Source organism: Halopseudomonas sp., assembly GCF_047631575.1.
Classification (GTDB): Bacteria; Pseudomonadota; Gammaproteobacteria; order Pseudomonadales; family Pseudomonadaceae; genus Halopseudomonas.
In genome coordinates this window covers 505,512-530,050 of record NZ_JBLIAB010000002.1, presented here as the reverse complement: position 1 = coordinate 530,050, position 24,539 = coordinate 505,512, and the positions used below count along the sequence as shown (strand labels likewise).

Annotated in this window: 23 protein-coding genes; 13 read left to right on the top strand and 10 right to left on the bottom strand. The window is 57.0% G+C overall.

What is annotated here, in order from left to right; all coding sequences use genetic code 11:
* Window positions 1-135 precede the first annotated feature (135 nt).
* Entirely contained in the window at window positions 136-1,971 is a 1,836-nt protein-coding gene (locus ACJAXR_RS06455) for an ABC transporter ATP-binding protein (protein ID WP_415057422.1), read from the bottom strand.
* Window positions 1,972-2,157: 186 nt separating this feature from the next.
* Here ACJAXR_RS06455 and ACJAXR_RS06450 point away from each other — a divergent pair, with 186 nt between their 5' ends.
* Window positions 2,158-2,451 carry a GIY-YIG nuclease family protein gene (locus ACJAXR_RS06450; RefSeq protein ID WP_415057421.1) on the top strand — a complete coding sequence of 98 codons (294 nt, stop codon included), beginning with the start codon at window positions 2,158-2,160 and terminating at the stop codon, window positions 2,449-2,451.
* 318 nt (window positions 2,452-2,769) lie between these two features.
* On the opposite strand, the gene ACJAXR_RS06445 is transcribed toward ACJAXR_RS06450, so the two are convergent.
* Window positions 2,770-4,122 (bottom strand): class II 3-deoxy-7-phosphoheptulonate synthase, encoded by a 1,353-nt coding sequence (locus tag ACJAXR_RS06445; RefSeq protein ID WP_415057486.1) that lies wholly within the window; start codon window positions 4,120-4,122, stop codon window positions 2,770-2,772.
* Window positions 4,123-4,267: 145 nt separating this feature from the next.
* Between ACJAXR_RS06445 and ACJAXR_RS06440 the strand changes: the two genes are divergently transcribed.
* Window positions 4,268-5,065, top strand: a complete 798-nt coding sequence (locus ACJAXR_RS06440; protein ID WP_415057420.1) for a spermidine synthase — start codon at window positions 4,268-4,270, stop codon at window positions 5,063-5,065.
* A gap of 12 nt (window positions 5,066-5,077) precedes the next feature.
* On the opposite strand, the gene ACJAXR_RS06435 is transcribed toward ACJAXR_RS06440, so the two are convergent.
* Complete coding sequence (locus ACJAXR_RS06435) at window positions 5,078-5,920, bottom strand: sulfurtransferase (RefSeq protein WP_415057419.1); 843 nt, start codon at window positions 5,918-5,920, stop codon at window positions 5,078-5,080.
* Window positions 5,921-6,017: 97 nt separating this feature from the next.
* On the opposite strand from ACJAXR_RS06435, the gene ACJAXR_RS06430 reads away from it, so the two are divergent.
* Both ACJAXR_RS06430 and ACJAXR_RS06425 read left to right on the top strand, forming a co-directional pair.
* Entirely contained in the window at window positions 6,018-7,202 is a 1,185-nt protein-coding gene (locus ACJAXR_RS06430; RefSeq protein ID WP_415057418.1) for a CaiB/BaiF CoA transferase family protein, read from the top strand.
* A 66-nt stretch (window positions 7,203-7,268) separates the two neighbouring features.
* A complete protein-coding gene (locus ACJAXR_RS06425; RefSeq protein ID WP_415057417.1) occupies window positions 7,269-8,417 on the top strand; it encodes a DUF5610 domain-containing protein in 1,149 nt (382 codons plus the stop codon).
* On the opposite strand, the gene ACJAXR_RS06420 is transcribed toward ACJAXR_RS06425, so the two are convergent.
* Window positions 8,418-8,906, bottom strand: a complete 489-nt coding sequence (locus ACJAXR_RS06420) for a SprT family zinc-dependent metalloprotease (RefSeq protein WP_415057416.1) — start codon at window positions 8,904-8,906, stop codon at window positions 8,418-8,420.
* A gap of 111 nt (window positions 8,907-9,017) precedes the next feature.
* Between ACJAXR_RS06420 and ACJAXR_RS06415 the strand changes: the two genes are divergently transcribed.
* Window positions 9,018-9,512: an MgtC/SapB family protein gene (locus tag ACJAXR_RS06415; protein ID WP_415057415.1), complete on the top strand. Its 495-nt coding sequence runs from the start codon at window positions 9,018-9,020 to the stop codon at window positions 9,510-9,512.
* The gene (locus ACJAXR_RS06410; RefSeq protein WP_415057414.1) at window positions 9,509-10,330 is read left to right on the top strand and encodes an MgtC/SapB family protein; all 822 of its coding nucleotides are present in this window, start codon (window positions 9,509-9,511) and stop codon (window positions 10,328-10,330) included. Before ACJAXR_RS06415 ends, ACJAXR_RS06410 begins: the two co-directional genes overlap by 4 nt.
* Here ACJAXR_RS06410 and ACJAXR_RS06405 read toward each other — a convergent pair whose 3' ends face one another.
* Window positions 10,331-10,798, bottom strand: a complete 468-nt coding sequence (locus tag ACJAXR_RS06405) for a flavodoxin family protein (protein ID WP_415057413.1) — start codon at window positions 10,796-10,798, stop codon at window positions 10,331-10,333. It lies immediately after the preceding gene.
* Window positions 10,799-10,840: 42 nt separating this feature from the next.
* Complete coding sequence (locus tag ACJAXR_RS06400; RefSeq protein WP_415057412.1) at window positions 10,841-11,128, bottom strand: hypothetical protein; 288 nt, start codon at window positions 11,126-11,128, stop codon at window positions 10,841-10,843.
* Between the two features lie 224 nt (window positions 11,129-11,352).
* Here ACJAXR_RS06400 and ACJAXR_RS06395 point away from each other — a divergent pair, with 224 nt between their 5' ends.
* From ACJAXR_RS06395 to ACJAXR_RS06385, 3 genes are all read left to right on the top strand, one after another.
* Window positions 11,353-12,672: an MFS transporter gene (locus ACJAXR_RS06395; protein ID WP_415057411.1), complete on the top strand. Its 1,320-nt coding sequence runs from the start codon at window positions 11,353-11,355 to the stop codon at window positions 12,670-12,672.
* Window positions 12,656-14,920 (top strand): glucosylglycerol-phosphate synthase, encoded by a 2,265-nt coding sequence (gene ggpS, locus ACJAXR_RS06390; RefSeq protein ID WP_415057410.1) that lies wholly within the window; start codon window positions 12,656-12,658, stop codon window positions 14,918-14,920. Before ACJAXR_RS06395 ends, ggpS begins: the two co-directional genes overlap by 17 nt.
* Before the next feature lie 296 nt (window positions 14,921-15,216).
* A complete protein-coding gene (locus ACJAXR_RS06385; RefSeq protein ID WP_415057409.1) occupies window positions 15,217-16,131 on the top strand; it encodes a DUF808 domain-containing protein in 915 nt (304 codons plus the stop codon).
* 82 nt (window positions 16,132-16,213) lie between these two features.
* Here ACJAXR_RS06385 and ACJAXR_RS06380 read toward each other — a convergent pair whose 3' ends face one another.
* Complete coding sequence (locus ACJAXR_RS06380) at window positions 16,214-18,064, bottom strand: choice-of-anchor I family protein (protein ID WP_415057408.1); 1,851 nt, start codon at window positions 18,062-18,064, stop codon at window positions 16,214-16,216.
* A 125-nt stretch (window positions 18,065-18,189) separates the two neighbouring features.
* On the opposite strand from ACJAXR_RS06380, the gene ACJAXR_RS06375 reads away from it, so the two are divergent.
* The 4 genes from ACJAXR_RS06375 (at window position 18,190) to ACJAXR_RS06360 (ending at window position 20,998) form a co-directional block, all read left to right on the top strand.
* Window positions 18,190-18,810, top strand: a complete 621-nt coding sequence (locus tag ACJAXR_RS06375) for a DNA-J related domain-containing protein (protein ID WP_415057407.1) — start codon at window positions 18,190-18,192, stop codon at window positions 18,808-18,810.
* 155 nt (window positions 18,811-18,965) lie between these two features.
* Complete coding sequence (locus ACJAXR_RS06370; protein ID WP_415057406.1) at window positions 18,966-19,565, top strand: Yip1 family protein; 600 nt, start codon at window positions 18,966-18,968, stop codon at window positions 19,563-19,565.
* A 157-nt stretch (window positions 19,566-19,722) separates the two neighbouring features.
* Window positions 19,723-20,394: a DNA-3-methyladenine glycosylase I gene (locus ACJAXR_RS06365; protein ID WP_415057405.1), complete on the top strand. Its 672-nt coding sequence runs from the start codon at window positions 19,723-19,725 to the stop codon at window positions 20,392-20,394.
* 85 nt (window positions 20,395-20,479) lie between these two features.
* Complete coding sequence (locus ACJAXR_RS06360; protein ID WP_415057404.1) at window positions 20,480-20,998, top strand: C40 family peptidase; 519 nt, start codon at window positions 20,480-20,482, stop codon at window positions 20,996-20,998.
* On the opposite strand, the gene ACJAXR_RS06355 is transcribed toward ACJAXR_RS06360, so the two are convergent.
* From ACJAXR_RS06355 to ACJAXR_RS06345, 3 genes are all read right to left on the bottom strand, one after another.
* Window positions 20,999-21,742 carry a lysostaphin resistance A-like protein gene (locus tag ACJAXR_RS06355; protein WP_415057403.1) on the bottom strand — a complete coding sequence of 248 codons (744 nt, stop codon included), beginning with the start codon at window positions 21,740-21,742 and terminating at the stop codon, window positions 20,999-21,001.
* Between the two features lie 15 nt (window positions 21,743-21,757).
* Complete coding sequence (locus tag ACJAXR_RS06350; protein ID WP_415057402.1) at window positions 21,758-22,837, bottom strand: patatin-like phospholipase family protein; 1,080 nt, start codon at window positions 22,835-22,837, stop codon at window positions 21,758-21,760.
* Window positions 22,838-23,147: 310 nt separating this feature from the next.
* Window positions 23,148-24,311, bottom strand: a complete 1,164-nt coding sequence (locus ACJAXR_RS06345) for an EAL domain-containing protein (RefSeq protein ID WP_415057401.1) — start codon at window positions 24,309-24,311, stop codon at window positions 23,148-23,150.
* Between the last annotated feature and the right edge of the window lie 228 nt (window positions 24,312-24,539).

Here is a 24,539-nt window from a genome sequence, read left to right as displayed (position 1 = left end):
ATGGGCGATAGGGTTTGCTGCTCGGACGGGGGTTATTGATTTAGATGCGGGAGGTCAAAATGGATTCCCGCGTAGGCGCGAATGAGGGTGGGTTGTGTACAGAATGACGGGGCGAGGGCAAGCATTATACGTCGCTCACTCCACGTCCTCGCCCAGAAAGCCACCCGACTGCCGTGCCCAGAGCTGGGCATACAAGCCGCTGCGCTCCAGTAACTCGGTATGGGTACCATCTTCGATGATCCGACCCTGATCCATGACTACCAGACGGTCCATTGCGGCGATGGTGGAGAGGCGGTGGGCGATGGCTATGACGGTTTTGCCCTGCATCAGGGTATTAAGATTTTCCTGAATGGCTGCTTCGACTTCCGAATCCAGCGCGGAAGTGGCTTCATCGAGGATGAGGATAGGTGCATCCTTGAGCATGACGCGGGCAATAGCAATGCGCTGGCGCTGGCCGCCGGAGAGTTTGACGCCGCGCTCTCCAACATGGGCATCAAAGCCGCTGCGTCCTTTGGCATCTTCCAGCTCGTGGATGAAGTGCTCGGACTTTGCCTGCTTGGCCGCCTGTATGAGCATGTCCTCATCCGCGTTGGGACGACCATAGAGGATGTTGTCGCGAACCGAGCGATGCAGTAGAGAGGTGTCCTGAGTGACCATGCCGATGTGCTGACGTAGTGAGTCCTGGGTGACGTCGGCGATATTCTGTCCATCGATCAAGATCTGCCCGCCTTCTATGTCGTGAAAACGCAGCAGCAGATTGACCAGGGTCGACTTGCCTGCGCCGGAGCGGCCGACCAGGCCGATTTTTTCGCCGGCTCTGATGTGCAGGTGCAGGTCTTCGAATACGCCCTGTTCCTTGCCGTAATGGAAGCGTACGTGTTCAAAGCGGATCTCGCCCTGCTCGACCTTGATCGGCTGGGCGTCAGGGGCGTCGTCGACCAGTTGCGGGCGCGAGATGGAGTTGATGCCGTCCTGCACGGTGCCTATGTTTTCAAACAAGGCCGACAGCTCCCACATGATCCATTGGGACATGCCCCACAGACGTAATACCAGACCCGTTGCTACGGCAACAGCGCCGATTGTGGCGGCTTCGTTGATCCATAGCCAGATGGCGAGGGCAGTCACGCTGATCAGCAGTAAGCCATTGAGCATGTAGAGCGAACTGTTGACCCAGGTGACGAGGCGCATCTGACGGTAAACGGTGTGCATGAATCCGTCCATTCCTTCGCGTGCATAGGTTGCTTCACGGCGGGAGTGGGAGAAGAGTTTGACCGTCTGGATGTTGGTGTAACTGTCGACGATCCGGCCGGTCATGATCGAGCGCGCATCGGCCTGTTCTTCGGCGACTTTGCCCATCAATGGGATAAAGTGACGCATCAACAGGATGTAGCCAATCAGCCAGGCGATCATCGGCAGGGTAAAACGCCAATCAGCGATACCGACCACCACCAAGGTGCCGAGAAAGTAGACGACCACATAGTTGAGAACGTCGATCAGCTTGATCACGCACTCGCGCACGGCCAATGCGGTTTGCATCAGTTTGGTGGCGATGCGTCCGGCAAACTCGTCCTGGTAGAAGGCCATGGATTGCTTGAGCAAATAACGGTGCACCAGCCAGCGGATGCGCATGGGGTAGTTACCCATCAGCGTCTGGTGGCTGACCAGTGAGTTGGCGAGAATCATCAGTGGCAGTAGCAGCATAACAAGCGCAGCCATGCCAGCGAGCTTCCAACCTTCGTTTTGCAGCAGAGTTGTGCGGTCCTGTACTGATAGCCAGTCGACGATGTTGCCCAGAAAACTGAATAGCCAGACTTCCGTAGCGGCGATTGATGCCATCAGCAGTGCAGCTATGGTCAGGTAGAGCCAGGTGCCGCGGGTGAAGTACAGGCAGAACGCGAGCAGTGTGCCCGGGGGTTCGCGGGGTTCTTCAACGGGGAAGGGATCGAGTCGTTTTTCGAACCAGCGGAACATGGAGATGGCCTGTGTGTTTTGAACGAGGGCAGTATTATGCGCGGTTAGATGTTGTTGGCTCAAGGGCCAGGTGGGTGAGGATGTTGCTGGGTGGACGGCTGGGTGGTCGATTGTGTGATGTGGTTCCGTGCTCGGCAATGGTCTGCGCGCTAAGCTGCGAGAACGTTGTAGACAGGGAGGTCTGGCATGAAACAGCCGGCAGTATATGTGATGGCGTCGGGTCGTCGGGGCACCCTTTATGGGGGCGTGACTGCGGATCTGGTGCAGCGGGTTTGGCAGCATAGGGAGGGTACGCTGGGTGGTCTTACTCAGCGTTACGGGGTCAAAGAGCTGGTCTGGTATGAGCCGCATGGCAGTATGGAGGAGGCGATTGCAAGGGAGAAAGCACTTAAGAAGTGGCGCCGGGCTTGGAAGCTGGAGTTCGTGAAAAAGTGTAACCCGCAGTGGCGGGATTTGTGGGATGAAATCGTTGGTGCCTGATGGGTCCTGTAAATCTGAAAATGGGTCCCCGCGTTCGCGAGGATGACGTTTGAGGGGCTTTGGCGTGGCGTTTACGTTGTACGGGCAGTGTTTGCGAGCATCGAATTGAGCTAACCACCTCGTCATCCTCGCGAATGCGAGGATCCATCTTGACGCTAGTGGTGTCAGCACGGTCCCGCAGGGAAATGCATAACCTCGCTATTACTTAATCCCGACAATGGAATGGGTCCCCGCGTTCGCGGGGATGACGATTGGGGGGGCGCGGTAACCCGTTTTGAGCGTGTTTCGCGCCTGATCTAGTGGTTGTCGAGGAGTGCTTCAGCGCCTGGTCTTTTTCAGGGTTTCGGCGATCATGAAGGCCAACTCCAGTGATTGATCGGCATTCAATCGGGGGTCGCAGTGGGTGTGGTAGCGGTCGGACAGGCCTGCTTCGGTGACTGGTGTGGCGCCGCCGATGCATTCGGTGACGTTCTGGCCGGTCATTTCGATGTGGATGCCGCCTGCCCAGGTGCCTTCGGCTTTGTGTACCGCGAAGAACTGCTCGACTTCGGCGAGGATCGCCGCAAAATCACGGGTTTTATAACCGCTGGATGCTTTGATGGTGTTGCCGTGCATCGGGTCGGAGCTCCACAACACCTGCTTGCCTTCCCGTTCGATGGCGCGCACAAGGGCGGGCATGTGGGCTTCTACCTTGTCGGCGCCCATGCGTACGATGAGGTTGAGGCGGCCGGGATCGTTTTCCGGGTTCAGGGTGTCGATCAGCCGCAACAGTTCGTCGGGGTCGGTGGTGGGGCCGGTTTTGACGCCGATCGGGTTGTTGATGCCGCGCATGAATTCGACGTGGGCGCCGTCTGGTTGACGGGTGCGGTCGCCGATCCAGAGCATGTGTGCCGAGCAGTCGTACCAGTCGCCGGTGAGGCTGTCGCGGCGGGTGAATGCCTGTTCGTAGTTCAGCAGCAAGGCTTCGTGGGCGGTGAAGAACGACGTTTCACGCAGCTGAGCGCTATGTTCGAGATCAACGCCACAGGCTTGCATGAAGCCGAGGCTTTCTTCGATACGTCCGGCCAGACTCTCGAAGCGTTCGCTGTTAGCGGAGCTGGCGATAAAGTCCAGATTCCACTGGTGCACCTTGTCGAGGCTGGCGAAGCCGCCCTGGGCGAAGGCGCGCAATAGATTCAGCGTGGCGGTGGACTGGTGGTAGGCCATCAGTAGACGCTCGGGATCCGGGGCGCGGCCGGTGGATTCGAAGCCAATGCTGTTGATGATATCGCCGCGGTAGGCGGGCAGGGTGATGTCGCCCTGAATCTCATCGTTGGCCGAGCGTGGCTTGGCGAACTGCCCGGCCATGCGGCCGACTTTGACCACCGGGCAGCTGGCGGCGAAGGTCATGACGACTGCCATCTGCAGCAATACCTTGAAGGTGTCGCGGATCTTGGGTGCTGAAAATTCTGCGAAACTTTCGGCGCAGTCGCCACCCTGCAACAGGAAGGCGCGACCCTGGGTGACTTCGGCAAACTGCTTGCGTAATTCACGTGCTTCACCGGCAAAGACCAGTGGCGGGTATCCGGCCAGAGTCTGCTCGACCCGGGCCAGATGCTCGGCGTTAGCGTAGGTCGGTTGCTGCGTGATGGGTTTACTGCGCCAGCTGTCAGGGGTCCAGTGTGAGGTCATGGGGTCTCTGCTGTGGGGTATCGGGTGTAAGTATCGAGCCACGATGGTAACCTGAGATATGCCATTCAAACACCCTATACCTTCGATCGAGCGGCTTTATCGACGGCTCCGACACCTGTTCACCGCTGCCTGGGGAGGCCGTTTCATGTCCCGTAATGATGTTCTGGAGGACGCCCGGCCAGAAAAGGTGCTGGAAGAGATTCGTGACGACTTCGGTACGTTGCGGGTGACCGAAGCTGATGCTTACCGTTTTTTGTATTTTGGCGAGCAGACCGAACAAAGTTGCACCTTTACTGTCGATCCGGCTTGGCTGGAATACGATTACACGCGAGCCATGTTACTGGCTCTGTTCTGGCTGCCGCAGCCACCGCGGGTCACGCTTTTGGGGCTGGGCGGTGGTAGCCTGGCAAACTGTGTGTTGGCGCATTTCGAGCCGGGGCAGGTGACCGCGGTGGAGTTGCGTCCGGCGGTGGTCGATGCCGGCCGGCGCTGGCTGGGCCTGAGCGAGGACCCGCGACTGTCAATCAAGATTGGCTGCGCTGAGCAGTACATCAGCCAGGCCCCCGCCAGTTGCGATTTGTTGTTTGTCGATCTGTATATGGAAGGCGGTATTTCACGCCTGCAACTGCAAGCCGAGTTCTTCCTGCGTTGCCACAAGGCGTTGCGACCGGGCGGAGTATTGGTGATCAACCAATGGCAGTTGGGCGCAAGCGGTCAGCCCTATGCTGGCCGGATGCTGCAGAAGTTGTTCGGCGATTACTACCTGCAGGTGCCCGTGGAAGAGGGCAATATCCTGCTGTTGGTCCCAGAGTCTGGGCAACTATTTCTCGAGAAGCTGGCTTTGCGCCAATGGGCTGACGATATCGAGTCGCGGTTGGGCTACTCTTTGCGACCCTATATTGAAGCACTGCGCCGGGCCTCGGATGGCCCGGCGTACAGCTAAACGTACTGCACTTCAGGCTCCGGTTGCTATAGGCCGGTCCGGATCGGTAATCCATTGACTCCATGATCCGATGTAGAGGCGTGGCTCCGGCAAGCCAGCCTCTATTGCGGCTAAAATGTTGTGGCAAGCGGTAACGCCAGATCCGCAGTAGCTGACCAGTTCGATATCGGTGGCCATCCAAGGCTCGAAACGTGTGCGTAGCTGTTGGCTGTCCAGCCAGAAACCGTTACTGTCGATATTAGAGGTACAGGGCAGGTTCGCCGCGCCGGGAATATGTCCTGCGATTGGATCGATAGGCTCGTTTTCGCCACTGAAGCGCGCTGGACCGCGAGCGTCGAGCAGTTGTAGCGAGGGGTCATCCAGCCGTTGACTTATTTCCTGGGCATCAATCAATTTGCTGTGATCCGGGTGGGCGACAAAATGACCTTCAGCGACGGGTCGCGGTGTTTCCTGCGTGACCGAAAGACCCGCTGCCTGCCAGGCTTTAAAACCGCCATCAAGGATTTTCACCTGTGTGTGGCCAAGCCAGCGCAGTAGCCACCAGAGTCGGGAGGCGAACAACCCCGGGCCGTCGTCGCATGCGATGATCAGCGTGTCGTGGTTGATTCCGTTGCGGCGCATTAATGCTTCGAATTGTGCGGGGTCAGGCAGCGGATGCCGACCCGTCTTGCCGGGAATGATCGAAGACGACAAGTTCTCGTCGAGACGCAGGTAGCGGGCACCTGGAATATGCGCCGCGGCAAAATCACTACGTCCGCGGGCCGGCTGCTCGAGATAAAAGCGCACATCAAAGACGCAGACGCCGGGGTCTTTCAGCCGCTTGGCAAGACTGTTCACATCAATACGTTGGGTCATGCTGGCGATTCCTGATAAGGCCTGACTACACGCTACAAGCACGACGGGGTAAGCTACAAGCACCAAGGTGTTGCTAAAAAAATAAATAGGAGATTTCATGTCCGGCCCCCTCGCTTCGCTTAAGATTCTCGACTTCTCCACCCTGTTGCCCGGTCCTTTTGCCTCTTTATTGCTTGCGGACATGGGCGCGCAGGTGCTGCGGGTGGAATCGCCCGGCCGCGTGGACCTGACCCGCGTCTTACCCCCGCATGTTGACGGCACTTCTGCCAGTCATGCGTATTTGAATCGCAACAAGGAATCCATCTGCCTCAATCTCAAGGTGCCTGAAGCGCTTGAAGTGGTGCGTCGGCTTGTCATGGAGTACGACGTGGTACTGGAGCAGTTTCGACCAGGGGTAATGGACAAGCTGGGGGTGGGCTATGCGGCGCTCAAGGAGGTCAATCCACGACTGATTTATGTGTCGGTCACTGGTTACGGACAAACCGGCCCCTATCGCGACCGTGCCGGACATGACATCAACTACCTGGCCCTGTCGGGCCTGGCCAGCTATACCGGCCGGCGCGACAGTGGGCCAGTGCCGCCTGGGATGCAGGTAGCCGATATAGCCGGCGGCTCGATGCATGCAGTGGCTGGATTGTTGGCGGCGGTTATTCATCGTGAGCACACGGGGCAGGGGCAGCACGTGGATATCAGCATGACCGATTGCGTATTCAGTTTGAATGCCATGGCGGGCGCGGCCTGCCTGGCTGCCGGGGAGGAGCCAGCGCTGGAGTCTACAGTGCTCAACGGCGGCAGTTTCTACGATTATTATCAGACTCGCGACGGGCGCTGGATGGCCGTGGGTAGCCTGGAACCGCAGTTCATGAAGCAGTTGTGTCAGGTGCTGGGTTGCCCGGAGCTGGTGGCCAAGGGCTTGTCACCGCTGGCGGCTGATCGAGAGCAGGTAAAATGCACACTGACCGAAGCCTTTGCCCGCGAGGATTTCGCCCACTGGCAGGACCGCTTTGCTGCGGTGGACGCCTGTGTGGAGCCGGTTTTGAATCTGTCCGAAGCGGTGGCGCATCCGCAATTGCGTGCGCGCGGTCTGGTGCAGTCCGTGCCGATGCCTGGCACAGATCGCGCTCAGGACCAGATGGCCTGTCCTATCGTGTTTGGTAGCGGTCTTGCTGCACCACGGCATATTGGCAAGCAGCCCGGTGAGGACACCATGGGCACCCTACGTGAGCTGGGACTGGCGGTAGAGGAAATCGAAGGCTTGCGCGCCGCGGGGGCTCTGGGGTAATCCGACCATTGGTCCTGCAGTATTAAAGGGCGTGGCCGATACAGGAATCAACTGGAGGTGTATCCGATGAATCAGTCCAATTCCATTGCGCCTGGCGGCCTGCGTCACAGCACGTCGTCGTCTGCTGCGCCAAGGCAACTCAACGCGCAGAAAACCCTGGCTAACCGGCTGGCCGAACAGATGGGCCTCAAACCCGGCAGTTTGAACGGTAAAGCCGAGAACTTTGCGCCGACCCAGGTGGCTGAGCGTGTGTTGGGCTTTATCGGTGGTCGGCTGGATACGGCGCGGGCTAATGGCGCTGATACCACCGAGCTGCAGAAGATGTATGACCAGGCTGCCAAAGGTGTGGAAAAGGGTTTCGAGGAAGCGCGCAAGATTCTCGATGGCATGGGTGTGCTCAAAGGCAAGGTCGCTGCGGATATCGATGATACCTGGCAGCGAATCCAGACTAGCATGCAGGGGCCTGCCGAGCCTCTACTGCCGGGGTCTGAGGCCCGTGTGGAGGGTGTATCGCTGTCTGCCAGTGCCAGCCGCTTTTCTGCGCTGGCGCAGACCTTCGATCTGGAAGTCACTACCCGCGAGGGCGACCTGTTGCGTATCAATATTGCACAGGCGTCGGTCAGTCAGTCCAGCAGCCAGGTACCAGCGGCGGGCAACGAGAAGGGTAGCAGGGTCACGTTGAGTGCCCAGAGCAGCCAGTTGCAGGTAGGTGTCTGGCAGGTCGAGGTGCAGGGCGATTTGAGTGATGCCGAGCGCTCATCATTGGAAAGTCTCTTGGGGCAGGTTCAGGATCTGGCGGGTGATTTCTATGCCGGGGATCTGGAAGGGGCGTTTGATCGGGCTCTGGCTCTGGATATGGACGGCAGTCAGCTGGCCTCGATGTCGCTTAATCTAAGCCAAAAAAGCGTGCGTCAGGCGAGCGAAACTTATGGGCGGGTATCGGGGCAATCGGCACCAGCCAGTGCGGTCAACAGCGATCTGCGCCAATACGCTGAAGGGTTGTTGCAGGCATTGCGTGATGCCAGTGCGCTCACCGAATCATCCAATGCGTTACTGCGCGATATGCTAGCCGGTGGTTTTGCCATCGATGGGCGCTTTGACCCGCCGCGTCTGGACAAGGCGATAGATCTCAATCTGCGATTACTCGAGGGTTTGCAGGCGCTGCAGCCCGGGATGCCAGCCCCAATTCCGTCACAGATACCGCCAATAACCTGATTACTGTGCAGCCTGCTTGCCAGTGAAATGCAGCATATCGCCGCAGAGCCTGCATAGGTAGCGCCGGCCACGTTTGACCAGTGCATGGCGCTGGGGTGTAAACGGGATATGCGCCGGGCAGCCGCACCGGTAGAGGTAGCGCGTGCCCCGGCGGCGCTGCACTGGATAATCGTGGCAGCGGGTTGCAGGCAGTTGGTACAGGTCCGTCATGATGGCTTGCCATTGGGGGCCGTGGGGGCGAATCCGTGAGCCAAACAGCTCGTGGGCGATCAGGTGCGCGGCCTCATGGGGGACAGTCTGCAGTAAAAAATCTGCGTTGTGATCGCGATACATCTGCCCGTTGAAGCGCAGTAGATTGCGTCCCAGGTAAGCCACTCCGGCTTTCTGGCCGCGCAGATCAAGTTCCACCCGCGGCCGATCGAAAGGGCGCTCGAAACGATTCTCTGCCAGTCGGTAACATTCTTCAACACGTGCCATCAGCTTATCCATGTACTAAGTATAATCGGCTACGCTGCGATGCAGAAGAGGCGCGCGCCTTAGTAATAATACGGCGTGCCTGTGCTATGTTTTTGCTATTAACAACATCAGGACAATGCGCAGATGATGGAATACGCAGGTGACATTCCTGGACTGCTAGTGGCTCTGGCCGTTGGTTTAATTATCGGCTTTGAGCGCGGCTGGCAAAATGAGAACGGCGACGAGGTTGAGACGAGCCCCAAGAAGGGCTCTATCACCGGCCCAGGCATGGCCGTCATGGGTATTCGAACCTTTGCCCTGCTTGGTCTGCTTGGTCTGCTTGGTCTGCTTGGCGGTGTTGCCGGTCAGCTGAGTGCCGCCACGTCGGTATGGGTGCTGGCGGCCGTGTTGGTCGGTGTCGCCGCCATGCTGGTGGTGGGTTATCTGCAAACAGTGCGCACAACCGGTGATATTGGCACGACGACCGAGGTGGCTGCATTACTGACCTGTGCGCTTGGTGCCATGGCGGTTCTGGATATGCAGCTCGAAGCGGTGATCGCGGCGGTGGGTGCTGCGGTGTTGCTGGGCTTTAAACAGGAGATTCACGGGTACTACAGAGTCTGTCCAGGCATGAGTTGACGGCCACGCTGCAGTTGCTGGTAATAATGTTGGTAGTGCTGCCGCTGTTGCCGAACGCATCCATGGGGCCATGGGACAGTCTCAATCCGCGTGTCATCGGTTGGTTGGTTCTACTGGTCGCGGGAATCGGTTTTGTTGGCTATTTTGCGGTGCGCATTCTCGGTGATCGGGTGGGCCTGACGTTGACGGCTTTTCTTGGTGGTCTGACATCCAGCACAGCACTCACCTTGAGCTTCTCGCGCATGACCGCCAATGATACGCGCCGGCAGGCAGTACTAGGCGCGGGCATTGCGCTGGCCTGTGGCACCATGGCGCCTCGGGTGCTGCTAGAGGTAGCGGTGGTTAATCGTGATTTGTTGATGTTACTGCTGCCGGGAATGGTGTTACTCGGAATTATTCCGTTGGTTGCAATGGGTGTCGTGCTCTGGCGCTTCAAGGGCGGCGAGGTGGAACACGAGCCGGTTATAAGCAATCCGTTGGAGCTGAAGTCTGCGTTGCTGATCAGTGCGGCTCTGGCGGCGGTTTTTGTGATGTCGAATGCGGCGCAGGACTGGTTTGGCGACAAGGGTATCTATGCATTGGCGGTATTGTCCGGAATCGCTGATGTCGACGCCATCACCGTCGCCCTTGCCAATCAGGCGAAAGAGGGGTTGTCCGATACGGTCGCTGCGCGGGGCATTTTGTTGGCGTCACTGACCAACACGCTGGTCAAGGCTGCGATTGTTTTGTTTGTCGGTGGTTGGACGTTGGCGCGCTGGGCGAGCAGTATCCTTGTTTTGGCAGTGATCGCCGGCGCCAGCGGCTGGGTGTGGATATGATCAGATAATGCCTGCGCCTAAAGCGGCCGCCATGTATTTGCCTAGCTCATCTACCTGGTCGAGGAATCCGGCATCCCAGTCGCCGCGCAGAATCAGCGGATCCTGAGCCCATGACCAGCGCAAGCCGGTAACGATGGACTGGATTGCGCGACAGGTACCTGTGCCATCCTGACCAGCGCGGATATAGGCTGCACAGGGCATGCCCTGCTTCTCTTCGAGTACGGGGTAGTAACACCGATCGAAAAAATCCTTAAGGGCGCCACTCATGTACGCGAGATTCTCAGTGGTGCCGAGAATAATGGCGTCAGCCGCCAGGACATCGGCAGGGGTAGCATCCAACGGCGGTTTGTAGACGACTTCAACGGTATCGCCGGCGCCCTGCCGGGCCCCGGTGAGAATCGATTCGACCAGGCGACGGGTGTTGTCTGACGGTGCATGGGCGACGATAAGCAAGGTTTTCTCGGTCATCAGTGTGTCTCCTATTGCGGTGGCTGGTTTTGCCGTTGACGCTTAGCGCGAACCCCAGACCCGAGCAACAGCGCGCTCGGAGCCAAGCCAGGCGACGATGACGGCAAACAGACCCACCATGCCAAAAATGCCAATCGGAATCAGTACGGCGGGATCGGTTCCTTCTGGCAAAAAGACCGCCAGGCCAGTCGCCAGAGCAAGAAATAATCCACCGGTAATCCACAGTATCAAGCGGGCCTTGGGTGTATAACGGTGTGGCTGGTTGCCGCCATCAAGGGCATTAAGAAGCGGGGCAAACACCTTTCTGGCGAGCGTTCTGGGGGTCGTCATGGGTTGATCCAAAAGGGAAGTTGAATTGTACGTATGATGTTCAGTGTAGCCGTTGTGCAGCCCATAATTGAAGGTGCGTTTTACATCAGGCAGGAATTTTCAAGGCTGGTAACCTTCCTACAGCTGGGGTATGGTTTTTACACAAAGACATTAACTTCAATCACTTTTGCGTTCTTTGACACCCGCCTGCCTGAGTCCATTTAGTTACACAGGGATTCAGTTTCATGATCAAGATTCTGCTGCCTATTGCAGCTTTGCTCTGCGGTATTGCGCTGCTATTGCTGGGTACCGGTCTGCTTAATACGCTGCTTGCCCTGAGGGGAAGCGGAGAAGGATTTACTGACCAGACATTGGGCCTGCTCGGCTCGGCTTATTTCGCGGGATTCATTCTAGGTGGATGGCTGTGCCCAAAATTGATTCGGCGCATGGGCCATGTGCGCTCCTTTGCTTTTTTTGCTGCGGCCGTTGGCATCTCCGTGCTGGTCCATGTACTGCTGGTTGAGTCACCGGTGTGGCTGGTCCTGCGATTTATTACTGGTACTGCGCTGGTGGGTATTTACACGGTCATCGAGAGCTGGCTCAACACCCAGGCGCCGCCGGAGCGCCGAGGGCAAATTTTTGCCATATACATGGCGGTCAATCTCGGCTCCCTGGCGCTGGCCCAACAACTGCTGCGCCTGGACAGTCCAATGGGTTTCGGCCTGTTTGCGTTGACCGCTATCCTGGTGACCGCTGCACTTATGCCAGTGGTTGCGACCAGACTCCCCCAGCCGGTTATTGGTTCCACTGCGGGACTGTCCTGGCGCCGACTTTGGACAGCCGCGCCGGTGGCGTGTGGCGCCGCATTGCTATCGGGGCTGGCGATGGGCGGCTTCTGGGGTCTTGGCGCTGTGTATGCCGCCCGCATGGGTATGGACACGCCACAAATCGCGACATTTGTTTCCATGGTCATTATCGCTGGCGCTGCGTCCCAGTGGCCGTTAGGGCTGATGTCAGACCGGACAGATAGACGTCTGGCGCTGGCGATTATTTCGATGATTGCAGTTGCCGGCGGACTGTTGATGGCGCTGCTGGGTCAGTTGGGCCAATGGTTGCTGGTGGCGGCAGCGGTGTTCGGGGCGGGTTCTTTTGCTGTCTATCCAGCTGCCGTAGCGCACCTGATTGATCACCTGCACCAGGAAGACATTCTTTCTGGTAACGCCTCGTTGCTCATGCTGCACGGATTGGGCGCCGCTGTTGGCCCGGCGCTGGCGGGTTGGCTGATGGGGCTGACTGCTCCGCTGGCGCTGCCCATATTCTTTGCTGTGATGTTCGGGATTTGTGGGCTTTATGCACTGCTGCAATCGCGACGGGGCGCTGACAAGATCGTCGATGAAGCTGCCCACTATATTCCCATGGTTCGGACCTCTTCCGAGGTTCTGGGCATGATGCTTGATGGCGCCGAGTCGACTGACTCGGAGCACGTCGAGGACCATATTAATGATATTGATGCCGACACTGGCCTAGCCGATAACAGGAGTAATGCCAATGATTCTGGCCACTGATCTTGATGGAACTTTTCTCGGCGGCGATCCGGATAATCGCCAGCGGCTTTACCAACTGATTGATGCCCACCCAGGTATCAAGCTGGTCTTCGTCACTGGGCGCGGACTGGAAGTGGTGGTGCCGCTGCTCTCGGATCCGGCTATTCCACGCCCCGATTACATCATCTGCGATGTTGGCGCTACGGTTGTGGACGGCGAGACCCTGCAGGCGGTCTATCCGCTGCAGAGCGAGATCGAGTCGACCTGGCCGGGTGAGCAGGTGGTCCTGCAACGTATGGCCGGTTTTGCCGGATTGGAACGCCAGAACGTGCCGCAGCAACGGCGTTGCTCCTACTTTTGCGAGCCTGGGGCGGTGACTGATGAAGTCCGCGAAGCGGGCCTGGCGCTTGGCTGCGATGTGTTGTTTTCGGCTGGCATGTATCTGGACCTATTACCCGGCGGGGTCAACAAAGGCACCACGCTCAAGCGGTTGATCAAACATCTGGATGCCGAGTTCGACGAGGTATTGGTCGCTGGCGATACGCTGAATGACTTGTCGATGTATGAGCAGGGTTTCAAAGGCGTGTGTGTCGGCGAATCCGAGCAGGGTTTGCTGCAGGCCACCAGTGATCGTGCCAAGGTATTGCATGCCAAGCTTAGTGGCTGTGGCGGGATTCTTGAAGCGCTGTGTCATTTCGGTTTTCTCGGGCCCATGGGCATTGATTCGGAATTACCGGGACTGGGTATCAAGGGTAAGGCGGATCTGGTGATGGTCTATCACCGTTTGCCCTATGAAGAGGTCATCGAGGACGGCCATTTGATTCGTCGACCGCCGACCTCGCCGAACGGTATTCTGCCTACCCTGCTAAGCTTCTTCGCCCAAGGCCAGCAGGGCTCCTGGGTCGCCTGGTCAATCCATGACCCGCGCAAGGATCGCGCATTCGAAGTGCATACCAAAGTCGACAGCGATCGATACGCAAATCTGGTTGCCGCGCGGGTTGCCTTGACCAAGAACGATGTGGATGTCTTCTACAAGCGCTTCTCCAAGGAGGCGTTCTGGCCGACGCTGCATACCTTCTGGGAGCGTGCGGTGTTTCGCGAAGAGGACTGGTCGGTGTTCCTCAAGGTCAATCGTCTGTTCGCTGAACGTACCGCAGCCGAGGCTGCGGAAGGCGCGGTGGTCTGGTTGCATGATTATAATCTGTGGATGGTGCCAGCTTTCCTGCGGCCTTTGCGGCCAGATCTGACTATTGCGTTTTTTCACCACACCTACTTTCCGTCTGCAGACGTATTCAATGTGCTGCCCTGGCGTCGTGAAATCATCGGTAGTCTGTTGCAATGTGATTATGTCGGTTTTCATATTCCGCGGCAGGCGGAAAACTTTGTTGACGTGATACGTGGTGTGGCGCCAGTCGAGATGCTCACCAGTCAGGACTGCGCCCCCCGATTCCTGACCTATGGTTGCGCAGTAGGTCTGGACCGTATGACCCGCAGTGTGACGGTGCACGGGCGGCACATAGGTCTTGGCGCGCATCCTGTCGGGCTGGATATCGGACGGGTGCGTGAAGTGATTGATCAGCCCGAGTGTCAGGCTCAGATGGAAACCTTGCGCGAACAGCTTAAGGGTCTACGGGTGGTGCTTTCGGTGGAGCGACTGGATTACACCAAGGGTATTCTGGCTAAGTTGCTCGCCTTCGAGGCCTTGATTGAGGCGCATCCGGAGCTGATGGGCAAGGTGTCGCTGGTGACCATTTGTGTGCCCGCAGCGGCTGAGATGACCATCTACGACACGCTTTTGCATCAGATTGAACAAGCGGTAGGGCGCATCAATGGTCGCTTTTCCCAGGTGGGCTGGACCCCCGTGCACTTTTTCTACCGCGCTTTTCCGTTCCGTGACTTGATTGCCTACTATTTGATGGCTGATGTGATGTGGATCACGCCATTGCGTGATGGTTTGAATCTGGTTGCCAAGGAGTATGTGGCCACGCAGGGGCTATGTGATGGCAAGGGTGTGCTAGTGCTGTCCGAGTTTGCCGGCGCCGCGGCCGAGTTGCATGGTGCACTGCTGACCAACCCCCATGATCCTCACGATTTACGCGACACGCTGTACCTTGGTTTGACACTGGGACAAGCAGACCGTGAATCGCGGATACGGGCCATGTTCGCTATCGTTCAGCACAACGATATAAAGCGCTGGGGTGACGATTTTCTGCAGTCCGTGCGTGATAGTCGTCAGGAGGGGGTCGAGTATCTGGCTGCGCAGGAGTGAGATGTCGGTATGAAGATCTAGGTCAAAATAGGTTCCCGCGTTCGCGGGGATCTATTGTCGGCTTGAGAAAGTGAGTTTGATCTTCAACATTCGGCGTCCGAGGGTGTCCAATACCAGAGATTGATGGTGGGCGACTATTCCATCGGCGGGTGATGCCCCGGTCAAGCTTTAATCTGCTTTGGTGTTTTGCCGCTGGTTGCCTACCATTGGAGTAGTGTGCGTGTGCGCGCAGGATGCACATACTAGTACCCCATCTTGTTGTCCTTTTTTATTGCCGTACACAAGGAGTGTCGCCCTTGGCTACCAGTTTGCTCGTGTTGATTGATGATATTGCGTCCATTCTTGATGACGTTTCTTTGATGACCAAGGTAGCTGCCAAAAAGACCGCTGGCGTACTCGGTGATGATCTGGCGCTGAATGCGCAACAGGTCACTGGGGTAAAAGCAGATCGTGAGTTGCCGGTGGTATGGGCTGTTGCCAAGGGATCCTTTCGCAACAAGCTGATTTTGGTGCCGGCAGCGCTTCTAATCAGCGCTGTGGTCCCGTGGCTAATAACGCCTGTGTTGATGCTCGGCGGGGCTTTTCTTTGCTATGAAGGTGCGGAAAAGCTGGCACACCGGTTTTTGCATGACACCAAAGCCGAGCATGCAGAGACGGTGAAGAGTCTGTCCCTCGAGCCGGCCGAGGTGGTCGCTAGGGAGAAAGAGAAAATAAAAGGGGCAGTGCGGACCGATCTTATTCTTTCGGCTGAAATTATCGCTATTACCCTGGGTACGGTGGCCGATGCGGAATTTTTGCAGCAGGTAATAGTGGTATCGGGTATCGCGCTGGTGATGACCGCGGGTGTCTACGGGCTGGTAGCGGGTATTGTCAAGTTGGACGACGCTGGTTTGGCACTGGCTCAACGCGGTAGTGCCGTAGCACAGAAGATAGGCGCCGGTATTCTCTGGTTCGCACCTTGGTTGATGCGCACGCTGTCAGTGGTTGGCACCGCGGCCATGTTTATGGTCGGCGGTGGCATCCTGACCCACGGGGTAGGCGTGTTGCATCATTGGATTCAAAACAGTGCAGAGCTGGCTAACGGGCTGCCTTATGTAGGCATTGTGCTGGGCGGTCTACTGCCAACCCTGATTAATGCCGGCGCAGGGGTCGTCGCAGGAGTGGTTATTCTGGCCGCAATCACTCTGGTTGGGCGTTTACGTCGGTGCTGAATCCCAATGCAGCTTGAATCCCAAGGTCAAAATAGGTCTCCGCGTGCGCGTGGACGAACGCGGGGATCTACTTTAGTCAGGCTCAGTTGCTTTGGTTGATTTGATACACGGTGGTGGTGCCGCTGACTTCATGACCTACAACCAGCAGTGCTTCGCCGTTGGGTGACTGGTCCGCAGAGATGAAGGTGAGTCCTTCAGGACCCAAATCTCCCACGGCGGCGAGATTGGTCTCGGGGTCTAGGATAAAGTCTTCGCGGGTGTTGTAGTAGTCAACGAAGGTGGGTGCTGCGGGATCTGTGATGTCATAGACCATGATGCCGCCCATACGCTCCAGGCCGATGAAGGCGAAGGTCTTGGTGCCCAGCCTGCCGAGTGCCACACCCTCTGGTTCGGGGCCTTTGGCGTCGCTGCGGCTGTCCAGTGCGTTCCCCTCGTTGTGTCCGGTGTTGAAGTAGTCCCTGCAGGGGATAGAGCGGTCGTTGGCTGCGCGGCAGTCTTCGCCGGCTAGGTACTGCTCGAACTGATCTGCTGAATCCCAAACCAGGACGCCATTCTCATCCCTGATCGAGAAAGAACGGGCGCCATACGAGTACAGACGGCTGTACATCAGTAGGGTGCCGGCATCGTTCTGCGTGCCGGTGGCATCGAACATCAGCGGGTCGCCATTGGTGTTGCGGCGATAGCCGTCAACCCAGGTGATGTTCAAACGGCCCAGCTCTGCGTCACTGCGGCATTCGCCGGGATCGCCTGCGATAGCGCCGCAATAGCCAAACACTGAAGGATCGAGCAATGCGCCAGTACCCAGTGCGCGCAGTTGCGGCGGCAGGTCGTCTCCGGCGCGACGGTCAAAACCGTCAACGTTGACCAGATGCTTGACCCGGAATTCTTCAACAAAGCCCTTGTTGGCATCGCCGTCCCAATAAGTCTGGTCGTCTTCGCCCCAGGCACGCGCGTCGCCTTCATTTGCGGTGACGATGTAGGTCCTTCCGCTAGCGCTATAGCTGGCAATGCTATCAGGTTGATACATGCCTGATACGCCGGGGCGCGGGCGAATCGAGACAACGCCGTCATTATCACTGGCATCGATACCGTTCGTAGCAAGTCCATAATCTTTGAACCCCAAAGGCAGCACATCGGTGATAGTGGCACTGGTTATATCGAGTTTGGCTATTGCATTGTTTTCCTGCAGGGCGATCCAGGCCATTTGGCTGTCATCGGTCACGGTAATGTATTCCGGTTCCAGATCCTGCGCGACGCTCGCATTCGGCCCGTAAACACGTACGCCAGCATTACGTAATGCATTTGCCTGGCTATTGAAGGCAGTAAATCCGGCAGTCGACACCTGTGCTAGGCCTTGATCATCCAGGGTGATAACACTGACCGAGCCCACTGGGTCGACGCTGTAATCATCGTTTGGCTCGCCTTCATTGGCTACCAGCAGGTACTTGCCATCGGGTGTGAAGGTCAGCATATCGGGCTGCGCTCCGACCTGCACTGAGCCCAATAGCTGAAGGGTAGTCGCATCGAACAATGCAACAAAGCCGGGGTTAGTCTTGGTTTCGGCTTCGATCGCAACGGCCAGGTAACCATCACGATAGGCGATGCTATTGACGATTGCGCCGGGGGCAACGCTCTCTACGATCAGACTTTGTAGTAATACCGGGTTGGCGATATCTGCAGCATTCAGTACGTCGACGGCACCTTTGCGCGCATTGACGACAAATATCTGTCGATTGGCGGGATCAAAAGCGGGAATTTCGGCTGCGCTGACGCCGAATTCGTCTGATTCGTATCGGCCAAGCAGACTCAGCGACACACTACCGGGTGTCGTCATCTCGGGCGTGGCGGCCTGGTCGTCTTCGCTATCGGCATTGCAGGCTGTCAGTCCAGCTAATACGGCGGCGAGGCCTGCGGTCATGATCCATTTGTTCATTGCAATGTTCCTCTGCTATTCGGTTGTGCTGTACTAATACCGGATCCAGATGACAAGTTGATTGCAGTTCACACAGGTCTGGGCTGGAACTGGGGCTGGGCGGGGAAGTGGGCTAGACTGATGCAATGCCGACTTCCGCTCCTGACGATCTGCTACCCGCAGGTTTTGATGATTTCGTACTTGCCTGCCTGACCGAAGCACCGGGCGGGGTAGACGAGTTTTCGTTGATCAAGGTCCTTGCCGAACGCTTTCCCGATACTGTGTTTGGCGTGCCTGGCGCGCTGCGCGAGCCGCTACTGCTTTTTCAGACACACTTTCTGCTTTTTCACGCGCTTTACCGGCTGTCTGATCGCCTGGCTAAGCGTCATCTTGAGCTGCAGATACATGCTTTGAGTATCCGGATGCTTCCGCGCTTGGTTGCAGATAAGTCCGGCTCCCTGTTGCAAGAGCGCAATCCGCTCCGCAGTTATTATCTGGATTGGGAGCAGTGGTTGACGACCCAAGGTGAGGATGTGGAGCGCTTGCTCAACGGCTTTCGGCAGGGCAACTTTGCGCTGAGTCCCAAGGAGGTAGGCGCGGCACTTGATGTGTTTGGGCTGGAAGAGCCGGTTGATCCACGGGGGATCAAGCTGCGTTACCGTGAATTGATGAGTCTCCATCATCCTGACCGGGGGGGCAGAACAAGAGTGGTTCAAGAGATTAACGAAGCCTTGCTAATACTCCAACGCTATTACGGGAAGCCTTGAAGTTGCCAATCACTCTAAGCATGAAGCGCACTTGATGCGTTTTTTTGATTATAGTCACGGTCAAGGTATTGCGACAAAGCGTCGCACCCATACACCCACGGCCGGCTGTTACGTCAGGACCGCGGGAATGAATAAAAAGCTTCGGAGACCAGGCCATGATTCACCACGTAGTGGGATTATTCACCCATCCCGATCAGGAATGGCGCGAGATCAAGGGCGAAGAAGAAAGCATCGGTCACATGTACCTTACTCATGTGCTGCTGCTCGCTGCAATCCCTGCCGTTTCGGCCTATATAGGCACTACCCATGTCGGCTGGGCTATTGGCAGTATCGACGCGGTTCGGCTTACCGCTACAAGCGCCTTGCAAATGACCGTTCTGTCTTATATCGCCATGCTCGTCGGAGTGGCGGTCATGGGTACTTTTATCCACTGGATGGCCCGGACTTATCATTCAACGCCGTCACTGTCTGACTGCATCATCTTTGCGGCTTACACGGCTACGCCCCTTTTTATTGCTGGGCTAGCTGCGCTGTATCCGAGCCTCTGGCTAGGCATGCTGGTGGGTACTGCGGCGGTTTGCTACACCGTTTATCTCCTCTATCAAGGCATCCCAATCTTCATGGGCATACCTAGCGAAGAAGGCTTCATGTTTTCCAGCTCCATTCTCGCCGTTGGCTTGGTCGTGTTGGTTGCGATGATGGCGACGTCGGTGATTTTTTGGGGCATGGGAGTGGGTCCAGTCTATCTGCGTTAACGGGTAAACCTGATCCTCGGGTTATCTCGACTCAGGATGCCAAATCGAGCATCGCCCCTTGTCGGCCATCTGGCCGGCAGGGGGTTTTGTTTTTTCACAGAGATAATTTGTGGTTACCATAGGCGTTTTCTAGTATTGCCATACAGGGGAGCTCCTGGTGAACGGCTACAAACAGCTGGAAGAGTATTGTCTGAACCGCTTCGGTTCGCGCGCGGCCATGGAAGCTAATCTGCCTGTGCCGCGTGACTCCAGGGCGCTACGAACCATAGGCGATGACCGCTATCTGTCAGCCGTGGCTCTGCGGGTTTTTCGCGCTGGACTCAAGCACAGTCTGGTCGATGCGAAGTGGCCCGCCTTTGAAAAGGCCTTTTTCGGCTTCGATCCGGACAAAGTCGTGTTGATGGGCGGGGAGCATATCGAGCGTCTGATGCAGGACAAAAGCTTGATAAGACACCTGGGTAAATTGCGCAGCGTGCCCCGTAACGCCCAGATGGTGATCGATATACGCACCGAGTACGGCAGCATGGGCGGGCTGATTGCGAACTGGCCGGTGACTGATATTACCGGTCTGTGGTTGCTATTGAAGCGTCAGGGCAACCAGTTGGGCGGACTGTCCGCGCCGCGTTTCTTGCGCATGGTGGGTAAGGACAGTTTCGTCGTGACGGACGACGTGGCCACCGCTTTGAAAGCGCGCGGCGTGGTAGACAAAGTACCCACCAGCCAGCGTGATCTGGCCGCGACACAGGCTTTTTTCAACCAATTGCACGCTGCTAGTGGCCGCCCGATGTGCCAACTTTCAATGATGCTGGCCTATACCGTCAATCACTGAAGACGTCTGCGTACTTGACCTGACCTGCATCCAAGGGCACTCTGTCGCCTTAAGTATTCTATAAAGATACTCATGAGGCCGACGCATGCGTTTGAAATTGCTGATTATTCCTTGTCTGCTGGCGACCCTTGTTGGCTGCGCCAGTTCACCTGATCAGCCTGCCGGTGCTTTTTCTGCGCTGGGCTCAAATGCTTCCTTACCCGTCGCCGCGTCCAGTTCTGGGCTGCCTGCACACAACGAAGTCATCTTTCGTGCTTTTAGCCTAATTGGTACACCGTATCGGTTCGGTGGCAGTTCACCGGCCACCGGCTTTGATTGCAGCGGCCTCATCAATTATGTTTATCGTGAAGCGGCGGGCGTCAGTTTGCCGCGTACTACAGCTGGTCTGAATGCGCTGAAGGATCAGGCACCTGCCAAGGCTTTGCTACCGGGTGATCTGGTGTTGTTTGCGATGAGCGGCAATCGTATCGATCACGCCGGTATCTACGTTGGCGAAGGCCGCTTCCTGCATGCGCCCAGCAGCGGCGGCAAAGTTCGTATCGATGAACTTCAGGCCAGCTACTGGCAGCGTACCTTCAAGGGTGCTCGCCGCGTACTGGATTGATCAAATAACGGCGACCATCCACAGGGTCAAACCGTTATAAGTCGCGTGCGCAACGACGCATAACCAAAGTTGATCATACTTCCAGCGCAGCCACCCTAATCCGGCGCCCAGCAGGGCAATTACGATCACGCCTCCAGCGCTGTAGAAGCTATGTAGCAATGCGAAGATCAGCGTGCTGGCAGGCAGCGCCAACCACAAGCCCGGGCGCGTGCGTTGCAATGCCTTGAATAACCAACCCCGAAAAATGACCTCTTCCGCCAACGGTACCCACAGCGTAGCCACTACAACCGCTCCAACCAGCCGCCAGGCCTGAAGATCAAGCAAGGGTGTGAGTATTTGTGGCTGGCCGTGTACGTCGTGCATAAACTCCGCCTTGGGCCAACGCAGGTCGAACCACTCGGCCAGCGGATTGGCGCTCAGTACCATCGCTATTGCCAGCAGCAGGGCCGGCACTAGTCCGGCAAAAGTGAGGTTGCGCCCGAACATCCAGCTGAACGGCTCACGGGGCTGCAATAGCCAGGCAACTCCCAGGCTGCCAATCAGAACGACAGCAGTGAACAGGGCATCAAGTATTAGAAACTGGGTGTCGATGTGCCAGAAATTTCCAATCCGGTGCATGATCTGCCCGGCTACCCAGTGACTGATTGCAGTCAGGCCGGCGTAAGCGACCGCAAGGCGTAGCAGGATCAGCGCATCATCCAGCGCGTGGCGGCTTGTTGCAGGGAGAGCGATTGAGCTGTGCATCAGTATGGTTTGTCACTAAAGGGTTTGTAGGCGATCAATGAGTCGTCCAGTTTCAACCAGTTCGAGAAATTCGTCCCCAAGCCTTTCGCTTTCGCTCATTGCTTTGCGCCAGTAGGCTTCTCGTTCTGCATCTCTGCCAACGAATCGAGTGAAATCCTTGCGGTCCGGGAGTTTGCCGTGGGGCAGGCTGGCGAGGTACTGCCGTGATGGTGCGAGCAAGAGCACGCTTTTGAGCTGGTGCGGGTCCCCGCGACGCCATGGTAAGGTCTTGTCAAACCAGCCAGGCACTATCTTGTCGACAAAGTGCGGATACAGCACGATACCCGGTGCCTGATAAGGCAGGTCGAGATGATAGTCGAGCAGACCGCCGTCACGGTATACGCCCTCGCTGGCACCGGGAATCTCGCGCACGGCTTCCATCACCATCGGAATCGAACCTGAGGCGAGCAAGGCGGGGCGCAGGTTCTCAGCTGTAAGGCTGACATGACTACTGATGAAATCGCTGAAATCGGCTAGTGGCGGTCGTTGCCTTGGGTCATGCAGGATAACCCGTTCAAAAAAGCGCTTAAGGTGGCGTCGGCCGAGTATGTTTGCGCCGATGACGCCGCCTAGACCCAGACCCAGTCGGGCATGGCTGTCGTGGCGCAGCAGTCCAAGACTTTTCACTACGACAATGTTGAGCTGGTACAGCGGGTTGGCAAGGATGCTGTCGGTATGACCGCTTAGCAAGTCATCGAGCATTATTGCGCAGCGCTGACTGATACTGTTAATGCTTATGCCCTTGGGGAACCGCTGGGCGGTATACAGCTCGCCCAGCTTGCGCAGACCAGCCACCGGGTCTGGCAGGCAGGCACTGGCAAAGCGCCAACTACCGATTGACGCGCCGATCAGACTGCGCGGTTGTGCAACGCGCGGTAACCAGTCGCCAAACAGGGCCAGATCCAGGCCTTGGATACCCAGCGCCTTGGGCCCACCGGCGGCACCGGGAATCATGTGTACATCGGCAGGTTGGAGGCCATTTTTACGGATGTGCGCTAGGGCTTGGTGTCCGGCGCGAATGGTCAGGGCGGGCATCGGGATGTGGATAGCGGCCATGCAGTGTCCCTTGCGTAGGTGGCCAGGCTTGGCTTGCCTGCGATCTAAGTTTCAATTCAGGTTTAGCCTACAGGATACAAGCGTACTCAAGGAACGGAGACTTAAATAATGAAAAATCGTATTGCTGTTACCCGTGCAGCCGCTTTGATGATTGGCAGCGCTGAGTCATCGCTACGCTGAGAATATCGATAGAGACGCGATCGTATTGAATTTGTTGGACGCCTACCAGGGCCGGTTGGGGCTGATGGATTAATATATGGGCGGCCTGCGGATCAACTTGTTTTTCCTGGCCGCATAGCACGCTTTGAGCTCAGATGTGCGACGTATCGATATCGACTAACAACAAATGGCGACTGTTGTCGATGAACATGCCCGCCGTCATGCAATACTGGTTATTGGTGGCATCGCGATAGCGGCTGGATATGATGATCCGACTGCCCTGACCGGCTTCCGACAGGATGTGATAGAAGTAGGGCCGCCATGACCAGTTGTGATCCAGGTAGCTCGGGTCCGTGTGCCAGCCTCCGTCCAGCCACTCATAATTGGGCGAAATCTGAGTGCCCTGCGCATCGCAAAGAAAACAACGCAGCAGCCAGGGATAGGCCACAGGTGAGGGCAGGTTGGCGGGTTCACCGCCGTTGTCCAACCATTGTTGCAATTCAGTAAACAGGGTTCTCAAAATCTCACGCAGGTCGGCTAGACGGTTACGCTCAGCCAGCTTGCCTCGGGCGTAGTCGTCGCGCATACGCGAAAACTCTGCCTGGACGCTGCCCACGGGCAGAAAATTTTCTGCCGGGCGGCCGAACAGATACCCTTGCACGTAGCGCGCGCCACACTCCAGGGCAAAGTGTAGTTCCTTTTCAGTTTCCACCCCTTCTGCGATGATCCAACAGCCACTTTTTTCTGCCATCAAAGCCAATGCCTTGACGAAATCGCCACTGTTACCCATGCCACTAGCTGCGCGACGGAATAACTGAATATCCAGTTTAAGAATGTCTGGTTCGAGCGCGAGCACCCTGTCGAGCATCGATGATCCTGTCCCGAAATCATCGATTGCAATCCGTATACCGGCCTCCCTGTAGCGTCGGACGGCTTCGCTGAGGTCCTGAATACTGCCTTGCAATTCCGTTATTTCGAAGACCACCTGCTCGGGTGGCAGGCCAATCTCTTCCAGCAACTGCAGACTGGGCAACGGCATGCCTGGTTCAAGCTGACTGACCCATAGCGGAGAAATATTAACGCTGATAAATCCTGCGGGATTGTCCCGAAAGGCCTCGAATGCCAACCGCCGGATTGTGCGGTCGAGTTCCAACAGGTCGACGGGATCAACCGTGGGGTCAGTAAACAAGGGGCCGGCGCTGACGATATGACCCTGGTCGTCCTTGAGTCTGGCCAGAGCTTCATATCCGGCGATCCGTCCGGTGGCAGTATCGATCAGAGGCTGGAAAAAAGGCAGTGGTTGACCATTAAACACAATAAGCTCCATTCGCGTAGCAGTGTAGTCGTTGATGTATGCAAGATTATAGCCAGAGAACGGCTCCAGGACTTGGGTATCGATACCTCAGCTTTTAGAGGTGCACTTTGTGCGGATGTTCTGTCGTGTGATGGTGCGTTACGCGTCATCTTGGTATGTCAATTGCACTGCAATGGTGAGTGCAAACAGGTTATTCGCACCGTATAGGTGCCGTATTTATCCTAGGTG

Coding starts and splice junctions, on each gene's coding strand:
- ACJAXR_RS06455 (WP_415057422.1), bottom strand. CDS start 1,971: ATGTTCCGCTGGTTCGAAAAACGACTCGATCCCTTCCCCGTTGAAGAA.
- ACJAXR_RS06450 (WP_415057421.1), top strand. CDS start 2,158: ATGAAACAGCCGGCAGTATATGTGATGGCGTCGGGTCGTCGGGGCACC.
- ACJAXR_RS06445 (WP_415057486.1), bottom strand. CDS start 4,122: ATGACCTCACACTGGACCCCTGACAGCTGGCGCAGTAAACCCATCACG.
- ACJAXR_RS06440 (WP_415057420.1), top strand. CDS start 4,268: ATGTCCCGTAATGATGTTCTGGAGGACGCCCGGCCAGAAAAGGTGCTG.
- ACJAXR_RS06435 (WP_415057419.1), bottom strand. CDS start 5,920: ATGACCCAACGTATTGATGTGAACAGTCTTGCCAAGCGGCTGAAAGAC.
- ACJAXR_RS06430 (WP_415057418.1), top strand. CDS start 6,018: ATGTCCGGCCCCCTCGCTTCGCTTAAGATTCTCGACTTCTCCACCCTG.
- ACJAXR_RS06425 (WP_415057417.1), top strand. CDS start 7,269: ATGAATCAGTCCAATTCCATTGCGCCTGGCGGCCTGCGTCACAGCACG.
- ACJAXR_RS06420 (WP_415057416.1), bottom strand. CDS start 8,906: ATGGATAAGCTGATGGCACGTGTTGAAGAATGTTACCGACTGGCAGAG.
- ACJAXR_RS06415 (WP_415057415.1), top strand. CDS start 9,018: ATGATGGAATACGCAGGTGACATTCCTGGACTGCTAGTGGCTCTGGCC.
- ACJAXR_RS06405 (WP_415057413.1), bottom strand. CDS start 10,798: ATGACCGAGAAAACCTTGCTTATCGTCGCCCATGCACCGTCAGACAAC.
- ACJAXR_RS06400 (WP_415057412.1), bottom strand. CDS start 11,128: ATGACGACCCCCAGAACGCTCGCCAGAAAGGTGTTTGCCCCGCTTCTT.
- ACJAXR_RS06395 (WP_415057411.1), top strand. CDS start 11,353: ATGATCAAGATTCTGCTGCCTATTGCAGCTTTGCTCTGCGGTATTGCG.
- ggpS (WP_415057410.1), top strand. CDS start 12,656: ATGATTCTGGCCACTGATCTTGATGGAACTTTTCTCGGCGGCGATCCG.
- ACJAXR_RS06380 (WP_415057408.1), bottom strand. CDS start 18,064: ATGAACAAATGGATCATGACCGCAGGCCTCGCCGCCGTATTAGCTGGA.
- ACJAXR_RS06375 (WP_415057407.1), top strand. CDS start 18,190: ATGCCGACTTCCGCTCCTGACGATCTGCTACCCGCAGGTTTTGATGAT.
- ACJAXR_RS06370 (WP_415057406.1), top strand. CDS start 18,966: ATGATTCACCACGTAGTGGGATTATTCACCCATCCCGATCAGGAATGG.
- ACJAXR_RS06360 (WP_415057404.1), top strand. CDS start 20,480: ATGCGTTTGAAATTGCTGATTATTCCTTGTCTGCTGGCGACCCTTGTT.
- ACJAXR_RS06355 (WP_415057403.1), bottom strand. CDS start 21,742: ATGCACAGCTCAATCGCTCTCCCTGCAACAAGCCGCCACGCGCTGGAT.
- ACJAXR_RS06350 (WP_415057402.1), bottom strand. CDS start 22,837: ATGGCCGCTATCCACATCCCGATGCCCGCCCTGACCATTCGCGCCGGA.